Source organism: Aphanizomenon sp. CS-733/32, from assembly GCF_028330045.1.
Taxonomy (GTDB): domain Bacteria; phylum Cyanobacteriota; class Cyanobacteriia; order Cyanobacteriales; family Nostocaceae; genus Dolichospermum; species Dolichospermum gracile.
In genome coordinates this window covers 1-12,701 of sequence record NZ_JAQMSE010000175.1, presented here as the reverse complement: position 1 = coordinate 12,701, position 12,701 = coordinate 1, and the positions used below count along the sequence as shown (strand labels likewise).

General features: G+C 37.8%; 11 protein-coding genes and 1 pseudogene. 6 read left to right on the top strand and 6 right to left on the bottom strand.

The genetic code is table 11. The features are described from left to right. Nucleotides 1-581: 581 nt before the first annotated feature. From PN471_RS14050 to PN471_RS14040, 3 genes are all read left to right on the top strand, one after another. Entirely contained in the window at nucleotides 582-1,067 is a 486-nt protein-coding gene (locus tag PN471_RS14050) for a hypothetical protein (RefSeq protein WP_271777384.1), read from the top strand. 236 nt (nucleotides 1,068-1,303) lie between these two features. After that, nucleotides 1,304-1,915, top strand: a complete 612-nt coding sequence (locus PN471_RS14045) for a cupin (RefSeq protein ID WP_271777383.1) — start codon at nucleotides 1,304-1,306, stop codon at nucleotides 1,913-1,915. Between the two features lie 186 nt (nucleotides 1,916-2,101). Further along, nucleotides 2,102-2,572, top strand: a complete 471-nt coding sequence (locus tag PN471_RS14040; RefSeq protein ID WP_271777382.1) for an ArsC/Spx/MgsR family protein — start codon at nucleotides 2,102-2,104, stop codon at nucleotides 2,570-2,572. Between the two features lie 153 nt (nucleotides 2,573-2,725). Here the strand turns inward: PN471_RS14040 and PN471_RS14035 are convergent, their stop codons facing one another. The 5 genes from PN471_RS14035 to PN471_RS14015 all read right to left on the bottom strand — a co-directional run bounded on the left by PN471_RS14035 (nucleotide 2,726) and on the right by PN471_RS14015 (nucleotide 10,073). Continuing rightward, nucleotides 2,726-4,048, bottom strand: a complete 1,323-nt coding sequence (locus PN471_RS14035) for a CO2 hydration protein (protein ID WP_271777381.1) — start codon at nucleotides 4,046-4,048, stop codon at nucleotides 2,726-2,728. Nucleotides 4,049-4,174: 126 nt separating this feature from the next. Beyond that, complete coding sequence (locus PN471_RS14030; RefSeq protein ID WP_271777380.1) at nucleotides 4,175-5,668, bottom strand: NADH-quinone oxidoreductase subunit M; 1,494 nt, start codon at nucleotides 5,666-5,668, stop codon at nucleotides 4,175-4,177. 105 nt (nucleotides 5,669-5,773) lie between these two features. Continuing rightward, nucleotides 5,774-7,633 carry an NAD(P)H-quinone oxidoreductase subunit F gene (locus PN471_RS14025; RefSeq protein ID WP_271777379.1) on the bottom strand — a complete coding sequence of 620 codons (1,860 nt, stop codon included), beginning with the start codon at nucleotides 7,631-7,633 and terminating at the stop codon, nucleotides 5,774-5,776. 418 nt (nucleotides 7,634-8,051) lie between these two features. Beyond that, nucleotides 8,052-8,246, bottom strand: a complete 195-nt coding sequence (locus PN471_RS14020) for a hypothetical protein (protein WP_193895855.1) — start codon at nucleotides 8,244-8,246, stop codon at nucleotides 8,052-8,054. A gap of 285 nt (nucleotides 8,247-8,531) precedes the next feature. Continuing rightward, nucleotides 8,532-10,073, bottom strand: a complete 1,542-nt coding sequence (locus PN471_RS14015; RefSeq protein WP_271777378.1) for an FAD-dependent oxidoreductase — start codon at nucleotides 10,071-10,073, stop codon at nucleotides 8,532-8,534. Nucleotides 10,074-10,130: 57 nt separating this feature from the next. Between PN471_RS14015 and PN471_RS14010 the strand changes: the two genes are divergently transcribed. The 3 genes from PN471_RS14010 (at nucleotide 10,131) to PN471_RS14000 (ending at nucleotide 12,307) form a co-directional block, all read left to right on the top strand. Then, complete coding sequence (locus PN471_RS14010; protein ID WP_271777377.1) at nucleotides 10,131-10,295, top strand: hypothetical protein; 165 nt, start codon at nucleotides 10,131-10,133, stop codon at nucleotides 10,293-10,295. Between the two features lie 35 nt (nucleotides 10,296-10,330). Beyond that, on the top strand, nucleotides 10,331-11,689 hold the full coding sequence (locus PN471_RS14005; protein WP_271777376.1) for a helix-hairpin-helix domain-containing protein: 1,359 nt from the start codon (nucleotides 10,331-10,333) through the stop codon (nucleotides 11,687-11,689). Nucleotides 11,690-11,842: 153 nt separating this feature from the next. After that, nucleotides 11,843-12,307, top strand: coding sequence for a transposase (locus tag PN471_RS14000; protein ID WP_271777375.1), 465 nt, complete (start codon nucleotides 11,843-11,845; stop codon nucleotides 12,305-12,307). Nucleotides 12,308-12,562: 255 nt separating this feature from the next. On the opposite strand, the pseudogene PN471_RS23470 reads toward PN471_RS14000, so the two are convergent. Then, nucleotides 12,563-12,701, bottom strand: a pseudogene (locus PN471_RS23470) (IS4 family transposase); the annotation flags it as partial.

Below are 12,701 nucleotides of genomic sequence, written 5' to 3'. Positions count from 1 at the left end.
TCCAAATGTGGTTTTAGTGTGTCTCGTAATAAGTTAATCTGGTTCATAGGGGTTTCTTTGATTGTGTGGTAACTTTCTATGAAACCCTTTCTCTGTTTCCTTTGCAAGCTTTTTCTCTATTTTTTGTCCTGTACAGAGAACATAATTCTCCCATCTATCATCGCCTAAGTAGGTTGGCGTTAAAAATTGTCGTTATGGCAAGGCAAAAGGCAAGAGGCAAGAGGCAAGATAGGACAGGTTGATTAAGTTATGGCAAGGCAAAAGGCAAGAGGCAAGAGGCAAGAGGCAAGAGTGAATAGGGTTTGGGCGATTTTACGTTTCTTTACACAGTTTGGTTTTATTGTGTTCACCTACTTAATTCGTAAATTAATGTCAAACAATTATTCTCAGCTTCTATGGTCGTTAGGCAAAGCCGTAAAGCACCCTACAAATACTACACATTGTGGAAAAACTTCATTTTCTCTGATTTTATCAAAGTGATAAAATAATTAAATTTATCTAACTAAATATAATTTTACCTGTTAAATAGTAGATATGATAAATTCCAGATATTCCAGAACAAATGGAATTAATTACCTATTATGCAAATTCATACAAATGGCTTTTCATGGTTTGATGTAGCAGATGATGTCAAAGAATTATTGATCTTAGCGGCAAAGACTTGGGAAAATACCGAAGAATCTACAAAATATATGCAGCAAGCGTTAGCTAAAACAGGAGATAACACAGATGTTTTAGTTGCAGCTTATAGATATTTTTACTACAAAAATAATTATGTCTTAGCACTGACAACAGCAGAGAAAATAACCGCTAAAATAAAAAAAGCGGAAAGTCTACCTGATGATTGGCAAGAACTTAAACCCATTCTAGTTAACCGTCACGAAGAATATCAAATCAGATTGTACTTAACTGCTTATGCTGCTTCTGGTTTGGTATTAGCTAAACTAGGAAAGATAGAAGAAGCGAAAGAAATTAGTACGAGAATCAAAGGTATTGATGACAAAAATGATTTTGGTGCTGGTATTCTTCTCGATATTTTAACTCGTCCACCAGAAGCAGATGATTAAATCTGGGGATAGGAAAAAACTCCTACAAATGACAAAGCAATCAACAAATTACGAATCATGAATAATTGGTTATCTTTCAACTCAAATTCCCATCTAATATCCTCATTGTCTACCCAGGATACTGTGATTCTACCGGGAATGCCTACATCTCCCCTAACTCCTGTAACTAAAATGCCTCAAACCTCTCCTCCTATAATTTTTTTACCTAGTTCTCCACAGTCAATAGTTTAAAAATTATGCACGGTCGGGATTTATTTGTTGCTGAAACCGGAGAATATCAAGTTTATCAATCAGCAAGATCATGGGATTTATTGCGTGATAATTATCGTCTCTATCGCTTTTTAACGGAAGTCGAAGATGTTCTTAAAAATGTCGAAGATGAATCAACGCGACTACCAGAAATTAGAAAGTTGGTAAGACGATTAATTATTAATTCCTATTGGGTACAAAGTCAATCTTTACAACCTGATGCAAAAACGGGAGTCTCTGTTTTACTATTATATGATGAATTAGGATTTCCCCTAACTGTGCAAACAGTAACATTTGTACCGGGGACAAGTTCTAATATTCATAATCATGGAACATGGGGAGTAGTTGCAATCTTAAAAGGTCAAGAAAAAAATACATTTTGGCGACGTAGTTCTCACCCAGATTTTCCTGACCAAATTGAAAAAACAGGCGAAATAAATTTATCTCCTGGTGATATTGTGAGTTTTACACCGCAAACAATACATCAAGTGCAAGCCATTGGTGAAGAACCAACAGTAACATTTAATATTTATGGAGAAACCAACCCAAAACAGAGATTTGAATTTGACGTAATTAACCACAGTGCTAAAAACTTTTAAAAGTAGTGGCAAAAAACTAAATAACAGATTATGCTAATGAATATTATAGAGATTAAGATCCCAGACTTCTTTTTAGATATTGTCGAGAAATGGATAATTAATCTTAGAAGTCGGGGATATAAATTTATCTGCGGTTAATTATTTCCTATCCAAATATCCAACCATAACCTCATAGGAGAAACAGCAATGGCCAGAGTAATTTTCTATGAAAAACCAGGCTGTAAAGGTGGTATAAAGCAAAAAGTTTTGCTCACAGCCGCAGGTCATGAAGTAGTAACATATAATCTATTAACAGAACCTTGGACAGTGGAAAAATTACGGTCATTTTTTGGCGATCGCCCGGTCAGTGAATGGTTCAATAAAGCCGCACCTAGTGTAAAATCAGGAGAGGTCAATCCTGAAAACATCACCGCTGAAAATGCTTTAGTCATGATGCTAAGAGATCCCTTATTAATCCGTCGTCCCTTGATTCAAGTAGGGGATAAAAGAGAAGTCGGCTTTGATGTTGAGAAAATTGACGCATGGATAGGCTTAAAAGCCGTAGATGAGTCTTTAAAACCAATGAGTGAAAACCTCATGCAGCAGAACCTCCAAGGCTGTTCTCATGGACATAATCACGACCACGATCATGGTAAAGGTAGTTGCAAAAATCACTGATAAGGACATGAGGTATTAAAAAAAGGCGTTGCTGATTCAGGGTACGAATTTTAGTCTCACGCAAAGGCGCACTGAGGTTTGAGTTTTAAAGGTTAAATTTGTGAGTTTCATACCTCAATATGGCTACGCCACGCAGGCTATCAGCAACGCCATTTATCTATAATCCTGTGTTTGAATGTTCCGTAACCTCGCTGCATCACGCATACCATAATCAGTGCGAGTAAAGCGATTTAGCTGCATTTCAAAAAATTCCCGATTTGCTTGTAAATGCTTGGGGTTTTCATCATCTAAAGGATACAAAAGGGCAGTTCTTAAAGCTTGAATTACCGCCGATGTGACATTATACATGGAACGTTGAAAAGTAATCCCCAATTGAATCAAAATATCCTCTTCTCCTCGACAATATTCTTGATAATAATCAACAAGATATTGAGGCAAAAAGTGTAACATATCTTGCATTAATAATGTGGGGGGAATGCCTGCTGTACCAACGGGAAAGACATCGGCGTAAAGAATGCCATAATGGAAGTCTTTTTGATCTTCGGGAACTTGTCCTGCTTGAGCATTATAAGACTTTGTACCTCTAAATGGGGCTGTGCGATAAAAAACAGCTTCCACATAAGGTAATGCGGCTTCGTATAACCAGGTAAAACCTTTAGACTTGGGGATGATTTCATAACATTCACCATCAATATAAACATGATGATAAATGGGACGACCGGCGATCGCAAATATGCCATTAACAAGGAAATTCATAGCATCGGGTACACCTTGGAAACCACCTTCATCATAAATGTCTGACATTTCAAAAAATACCGGTGCCATGACTTCCCAGAAAAGTCCGAGATTAGAATAATAGGACATCATCCGGCACTGTTCCAAGAACATATCGGGAAACAGCTTATAAAGTCCTAACATCAGGGGATTTTTCCGAAAATAAGCTTTAATGGCTTGATCAGCATTAGCTTTATATTCTTCGGAATCTAAATAGGCATCAAATTGGTTAACTGGTGCATACATTTTACGATGCCATAACATAGCTTGCATACAAGCTTCCGCAAATTCCATGTTGATTCTGTCATGGAATAAATGATGGAGTATCTTTGGCATTTTCATGGTTTCACCTTTTTCCATAAATGCCAAAAGTTCTGGGTGTGCAGTAGCTATACCTCGCCAAATTCTTAAATCAGCGTCATCACCTGCATAGTGATTATGTAAGTCTAAATATTCTGGGGGTAAGAAATATTTAAAAGCTGGTAAAGGATCTAAAAATACTCTTTCGGCAATATAAAGTAAGTCTCGCCAATAGAAATCCATTGGTACAGCATAAGCTTTATAAATACCGATAATTTGCATGAGGTTTTCTGGAGTATCTGGCAACATTGAACCGCCAGCTTCTAAACGATGAATAATTTCTGCAAATTCGTGTTTTGAAGGTGGGATTTTTGTATTTGGTTTAGCTGGAGTTTGTACCATAATATTTTTGGGTTGGTTAATAAAATTTTTTTGATTGCGGAACAGTTTTCTTCTTGATTTTTCTGTTCCTTGTTCCCAGTTAAGAGTTCCCTCTCTCAACGAGTGAATTTAATTTTGTCCGACTACTTACTTCAAGGCAATTACGGTTTTTGCGGTGGTGGGAACTGCCGCTACCATAGCGGTAGTTGTGGTTTCACTCCAACGCACTAACCAAACTGGTTGTACTCCTAAAAAGATAATTAGGAATGCCAAAATTAGGGCAGGGACTTTTTCATTCCATAATACTCTGGGATAGTAGGCTAGGTTATTTTGCAGTTTGCCAAAACAGGTACGATTGAGAAGAATGACAAAATAAACTGCGGTTAAACCAGATGCTACTACACATAAAATCGTGGGAATGGGGAAGGTAGAAAAACTGCCTTGAAAGGAAATAAATTCCGCAATGAAACCTGTTAAACCGGGGATACCAGCACTAGCCATGCCACTTAAAACTAGCAAGGCACTAATTAATGGTAAACCGCGAATAGGACTCATTAAACCATTCAGTTTGTCTAATTCTCTTGTACCAACTTTGGTTTCGATAACGCCGACTAAATGGAAGAGAATAGCAAGAATAATTCCATGACTAAACATTTGAGCGACTGCGCCAACTAATGCTAAGGGTGTGGCGGCGGCTGCTGCTAGTAAAATATAGCCCATGTGACCGATAGAACTATATGCTACCATGCGTTTGATGTCTTTTTGAGCGATCGCAACTACTGCCCCATAAATCGCGCTAATTGCCCCCCAAATGGCTAAAGTTGGGGCGATAATCTGCCAAGCATGAGGAAACATTCCCAAGCCAAATCGCAATAGTCCATAAGTTCCCAATTTGGCTAATATTCCCCCTAGCAAAATAGCGATAGGTGTGGAAGCTTCAACGTAAGCATCTGGTAGCCAAGTATGGAAAGGAATTAACGGAATCTTGATACCAAAACCTAAAACTATTCCTGCTAACAATACTAATTGCATTCCCGCAGAAATGTTTTGAGTTACCACAGCATCAAAGGCAAAACTACGAGAACCTGTTAACCATACCATGCCTAAAAATGTGGCTAAAATTAAAGCCCCAGAAATGGCTGTGTAAATCAGGAATTTCATGCCCGCATAGGCTCGTTTTTCTCCTCCCCAAATGGAGATTAGTAAATAAAAGGGAATTAATTCCAATTCATAGAATAGGAAGAACAGAAGCAAATTTTCTGATAAGAATGCACCCGCAACGCCACCACTAATAAACAAAATCAGGGAATAGAATAACCGAGGGCGTTCTGTATCTTTACCGCTGCTGTAAATAGCAATCCAAGTGAGGAAGCTATTTAATATCAACATTAATATTGATAATCCATCAACTCCTAGTTGATAATTTAAACCCAATGTTTCATTCCAAGGTAGATATTCTGTAAATTGCATCCCTGGATTGCTGATATCAAATTTTAACAAAATGGAAATATTCCACAGCAAAACTACACCTGTCACGATTAAAGATACTAACCGAATCTGACTTGCGGGAACATCTTTTGCTGGATAAAAACCGATGATTATAGCGGCTATAATTGGTAGCCAAATTAAAACACTCAACATATTTTATTAATTGGTAATTTGTAATTTTTAATTGGTAATCGGTAATAAATTATTCCCCTTTACCAATTGATTTACAAGAACTAAATGGTGATTTGGCAGTGATATTTAGAAAATTAAATCCATGAGTTGAATTCCCCAAAAAGGCCATGTTACCCAAGCACCTAAAACACCAACTCCTAAAAGCACTGTTAAGGCATAGGATTGAGTTTGTCCAGTGTTGCTATATTTCAAGCCTTCACCACCTAAAAGAGAGAATAAACCCACAAAGTTGACGATACCATCTACTACAAATCTGTCCAGCATATCGGCAAATTTAGAAAGTTGGGCAACGCCGAAAATAATGGTAATTTTGTAAAGTTTAGGGGTGTAAAAGTCGTAAGCAAATAAGTCTTGTAAACCTTGCCAGGGTAAACGAATTGGTTTAGGAATGTTGCCCAAGTAGATGATGCTGCTAATACTACAACCAAAAATGCTTGACCAAATTAATAGCAGTGCCACATCTTTATTTAAAGTTGCCCAATCGGGAAGTAATGATAAACTTTGTAAAACTAATGGTAGATGTAAAACAAAGCCGCATAAAATCATCATTGGTAAAACCATTAACCAAATAGCTTCAGGAGAACGTTCACTCATTTGTTTGGGTTTACCACCAAAAATTAAACCAAATTCTCTAGTTAAACTAAATGCAGTTAGGGCATTAACAACAATTACTATGGCGACTAAAATTGGGTGTGTTGCCCATAAACCATCAGCTAATTTGAATAATGCCCAAAAACTACCTAAAGGGGGAAAACCGATTAAACCCAATGTGCCGATAATAAAGGCTATCCCGGACATGGGACGACGTGACCATAATCCACCTAATTGGGTAACATCTTGGGTAACACTGTTCCAAACGATTCCCCCGGTACTCATGACTAATAATGCGGCGGCGAGGGCATGGGTGATGACTAATAGTAATGCTGCTTCATTTTGCTGTGTGCCTACGGCAATAAATACTAAGCCCATGTACACACTGACAGAATAGGATAAACAGCGTTTAATATCAATTTGAGCGATCGCAATTAATGCCCCACCAATGGCTGTCACTGCCCCAATCGCCACTATCACCGCAGATGCCACAGGGGATAAACTAAACACAGGTTGCAATTTAATTAATACCCATGCACCACTGGCAACCACCACCGAACTCCGTAAAATTGTACTGGGAACAGGTCCCTCCATTGCCTCATCTAACCATAAATGCAAGGGAAACTGGGCGCATTTACCCATCGGTCCGGCAATTAACCCCAAACATACTAAGGTGATAATTGTGGGATTAACATTGGCTGTGGCCGCCCATACCGTTAATTCTGTATAATTCCAAGTTCCCGAAAGTGTCCAAAGTCCCAAGACACCCATTAACAAAAACAAGTCTCCCACCCGTTTGGTCAAAAAAGCATCTCGCGCCCCGGTGACTACCAAGGGTTGACTAAACCACAAACCTACTAATAGGTAAGTTCCCAGGGTGAGAATTTCCAGAATTACATAACTGAAAAATAAATCGTTACACAAAACTAAGGAACAAAGACCAGCTTCAAATAATCCCAATAGGGAAAAGAAGCGTCCCCAACCCCAGTCCATTTCCATATAACCAATGGCATATATCTGCGCCAGCAAGTTCAAGCCGGTAATAACAATTAACGCCCCTAGGTTGACCGCAGAAATTTCTAAGTTAATGGTTAGGTGTAAACCTGCTGTAGATAACCAAGGAATAAATACTTCTTTAGCTGGATGATTCCAAATAGCAAAGAAAGCAAAGACAGCATGGAAAAAGGAGAAAAAGGTCATGACTACGTTGACATATCCCGCTGGTCGAGGACCTGTTTTGCGAATGATCCCCGGAGACCAGGGTATGGCTAAAAGTCCACCTATTAAAGCATAAACTGGAATTAGCCAAATGGTGTCTAGCAAATACTGAGCCATTCAATTACCTCTATAGTTTGCAGCAAAATTTAAAGAAAACACACCAACTAGCACTGATCCCTATCAGTCTAGTGATTACAGATAAGGGAAATTTATCTTTATTTAATATTGTTAAAAATAGCTTACCGTTATCTGTGCCAAAAATAAATCATTTAATTAGATAAATCCGCGATACTTTCTGTAAATAATTCTTATATTTCCAAGTATTGAATTATTAAATAGTAACTATTATCTTTAATCTATGGATTGTATTTTTCTATAACCTGAGTTCGACATAAGATAATTTTTGGAAAACTGCCCCACATATGAGTCTCAAACCCTGATGATCTGGTTGAAAAAATCATAACTCCGTTCGCGTAGCGTCTCCGCAGGAGAAACTCCTAACATGGGGGCGGCATTTTTCACCCCCCCGTTAAATTCACACTTTAGCAATTATGTCAAGCTGCAAATTAGGGAAATTAGTTTCCGCAATTATCACTGGTGGGCTGACTTGGCTAATGGGTGCTGGTTTCATATCCCGGTAGTCAATAATCTGGACAACAATTAGGTAGGCGATCGCTAGTAGAATAGAAATTGCCCCTGTAATAATCGCAACTATCTGAGAACGGTTCACAAGTATTTCCCCCTATTGGAATAACGAAATAGTCCTTAAATATGCCTTCGGCGATCGCTAACCATCGCGTAGTAAACTTAGGAATGTGAATTAAATAAGTAGGTGAACACAATAAAACCAAACTGTGTAAAGAAACGTAAAATCGCCCAAACCCTCTTCACTCTTGCCTCTTGCCTTGCCATAACGACAATTTTCAACGCCAACCTACTTAAAGTGCAAAAGTAAAAACCGAGTTTTGTATGGCTACGCCACGCAAGCTATCAAAAATAAAATAGGAGTCCCATATTATTCATGATAATCATTGCCAGAACCAAATTGCCATTTATCTATTAACCGATGCCAGTAATATTGTTGTTGAATAGATAAATTATTAACTAATAATTCTATCACTGGAGTCATAAAAAATAACCCATTATAAACACATAAATTAACATAATGTAACATCCAATCCAACAAACTCAATAAACCAACTTGGGGAATGATTTTTGCAACCAACAAAGGTTGGGATAACCCAGTTTTTAACAAAGTTTTTGTTAATGCACTAAATTGGACAATATCTTGTAAAAATGGTTTTAACACAGGTGTTCCTAACTGCTGCATTTGCAAAAATACAGCGGAGAGTAATTCGTTAATTTGATTTGGATCAATTTTCTGATTTACACCTACACTCATGGCTTTTTGAAATAACCAAGTTACACTTAAACTTGGTTGATAAGGTTGGAGAATTGCTAAAGATTCGAGAGATAATTGATCTACTTTTAGTGCTTCTTCAATTCCTAAAGTTAGCCGCTGCAAATGACGTACCATAGCCCCAAAACCACCAAAGCTTAGAGGTGATTGATTACCGCTACTATCTCCCACAGGTAAAATCCGATTCCAAGGAGTTTGCAGGGGACTTTGACGATAACTAGGAAAGAAACCAAATAACGCCCGTTGAAAATTTAGGCGATTAATTTCCACACCTTGATATTCGGGTAACAAGCGTAAATATTCGTCAAATAAAGTCTCCAAACTCAATCGTTGTGCATCTGCATCCATATAGGTGAATAAATATGTGGTTCTACCATCCTTGGCTGGAAAAGCTTCCCAAAAATATTGACATTGATTTTCCAAAGCTGTGAAAGATAACAACAAGTCACCGGAATTATTTTCCGCAAATCCTTTCGCACAAGTTCCCACAACTAAACAAAGTGCATCTGGTTTTTTTCCTTGACGCGCTTGTTGGCTAATTGGAGAAAGATTTCCCATAGCATCTAGTAACAATTTTGCAGTCAATTGATTATTGACGATGACTCCATTTGGGTGAACTACAATATCCCTAAATGGTGTATTTTCAAATAACTTTCCTCCCATATTAAGAAAGCGGTTTTTCAAGGTTTCCAGAAGATAAATAGGATTAACACCAATATTCAAAACGTCTTCTATCCATACTTCTGTACCACCGTGAAATTTAACTCGTGCGGGATTATATTCTGTGACGATAGCTTGTGTTAATTCGGCTGCTGTCAGTAATTCCAATTCCCGAAACACTTCTAACTCTTGGCGAGAAATATTCCATTCTTGTTCTCTTCCCCGTAAAATTCCCCTTTCTAACAACGCTACGCGCACACCTCCCACAGCTAAAGCAGAAGCAATTAAAATTCCCAAAGTTCCACCGCAGATAATGACATCGAATTCTACACAGTCTAAATTTTCGGGATTTTCTGTAACTACGTTGGGTATGGGTGTGTTATCTCTTCTTAGAGATGCTAATATACTGTCAGCAATTCGTAAACCGTCTAGAACATCGCCTGGAAGTTGGGAAAGAATTTCTTCAGTTAGGGACATAATTGTTAATTATAAGGCGCAAATGTTGAATGCGTTACACATTTTGGTTATTTTACTATGAATGACAAACTCCAAACAGACAAAGATCAGATCCAGACAAGCACTGATATAGAGATAAATCCAGAAACAGAAAAGGAAGAGGTTCTCTGTCCCCATTGTCAACGCACTGCAACAAATGGTATTAAATGTAAGGGTATCTGTGTAGCTGATAATGATTATTAAGCTGTAAATAAACAAGTTTTGCAAAAATAAGTAATATGGTTAAAATAATTTCTCGTACTTATGTGGGTCAAGCTAATGTTTATGATATTGGTGTCGAAAATGACCATAACTTTGTGATTAAAAATGGTTTTATTGCTGCCAATTGTTTCAATAAATCCCACTCTACAGCTTACGCTTATGTAACTTATCAAACATCATATTTAAAGGCAAATTACCCATTGGAATATATGGCGGCGTTGTTAACCGCTAATAGTGGGGATACAGACAAGGTGCGGAAGTATCTTGATAATTGCTCTAATATGGGGATTGTGATTGATGCACCAGATGTGAATCGCTCTGGATTAGATTTTACCCCGGTAGATGGGAAAATTTTATTTGGATTTTCAGCGGTGCGGAATGTGGGACAAAATGCGATCGCCTCAATTTTGGAAGCGAGGGAAGAATCAGGAGAATTAGTCCCATTTACATCTTTGGCGGATTTTTGCGATCGCGTGGATTTACGGGCCATGAATCGCCGCACATTAGAATCACTCATTAATTGCGGTGCTTTTGACAAAATTGAACCTAATCGCAACCAATTAATTCATGATTTAGAATTAGTTTATGAGTGGGCGCAATCCCGCGCTAGAGACAAAGCTAGTGGACAGGGTAATATATTTGATTTATTAGGAGGGGGATTGGCAGGGAATAATCAACCTCAAAAAAATGCTCATGAATCTGCACCAAAAGCTCCCCCTGTCAATGATTTACCACCTCAAGAAAAATTGAGAATGGAAAAGGAATTATTAGGATTTTATCTCTCAGATCATCCTCTTAAATCTATCAGACAATCATCCTCAGTCCTCGCACCTATTAATTTAGCACAATTAGCAGAACAAAAAGATGATGCTATCCTTTGTGCGGTAGTAATGTTGAATAATGTTAAAAAGGTTGTCACCAAAAAAGGTGATTCTATGGCAATTCTCCAAGTTGAAGATTTATCTGCTGCCTCGGAAGCGGTGGTTTTTCCTAAAACATATGAACGCATTAGTACTCTCCTCGAAGTTGATGCCAGATTGATTATCTGGGGTAAGATAGATCGCCGTGATGATCAAGTGCAATTTATTCTTGAAGACGCAGAAACTGTCGAAACTGTCAAAATGATTTTAGTGGAACTGAGTCCACAACAAGCAGGAACAATTGAAGAACAACATCGTTTGAATACAATTCTCAAAGCACAAGCAGGGGATAAAGATAAATCCAGAATACCTGTCATTGGTGTTGTTCAAGCTGGAGATCACCGAGAAATTGTCCGCTTTGGAAGACAGTTTTGGGTACAAGATTCGGGAACAGCAGTCCAAGCTTTACAAAATGGCAGATTTCCGGCTCATATTAAACAACTAACCAGCGGTTAACCCATAATACCCGTAGGGGCGCAGGGCCTGCGCCTTCTTATCATATCGCGCCCTCTTCCCATATTACGCCCTCTTCTCATATATGTATATAATCTTAAATTAAGAGGGCTTACACCGTAAGCCCCTACGAAATTAACAATTATTGGTTTGGTTATGAAGTTTGATCCCGAAAAGCATCACCGTCGTTCAATTCGGCTTCCTCATTACGATTATGGTCAAGCTGGCGCTTATTTTGTCACAATATGTACTTATAAAAAACAATGTTGGTTTGGTGATGTTAAACGGGGGGAAATGCAACTAAATCTAATTGGTCAAATAGTTGTTCAAGAATGGTTAAAATCATCAGAAATTCGCCAAGAGATTGCATTGGATGAATGGGTTTTAATGCCTAATCATTTACATGGAATTGTTTGGATTCAGGATCAAGATCAGGGAAGGGGCGATCGCATTGAGGAATTAAACCATGAGGATTTACGCAATAAGAAATTAAACCAAGAGGGCTTACGCCGTAAGCCCCTACGGTCTGGTTCGCTCGGTTCTTTTGTTAATGGGTTTAAATCTTCTGTGACTCGGCGCGTTAATTTAATTCGGTATAATTCTGCCTTTTTGGCAACGTAATTATTATGAATCTATAATTAGGGACGAAACACATTTAATTAATATTAAAGAATATATCAGGAATAATCCTCAAAACTGGCAGGATGATGAGGAAAATCCCCACAATAGTTCAGAATGGCAGGAAATTCTGATAGATGTGCGATTTTAACAAAAAATATATTTCAGTGAATAATTGTCATTACCTGACTATTTGCAAAATTTGATGATTTATTTGCAGATTTAAGAGTTATTATTTTTAACACAGATAAAATAATACTAAGTACAGGACAAAAAATTGAGAGAGAGAAGAAAGTCGTCATATTTCAAATCTAAATCAGTAACAAGAGAACGCAGATAATCTAAACCGTAACGAAAAACACTTTTAGCAAAACGTCCATGTTTCTTGATTTTGATA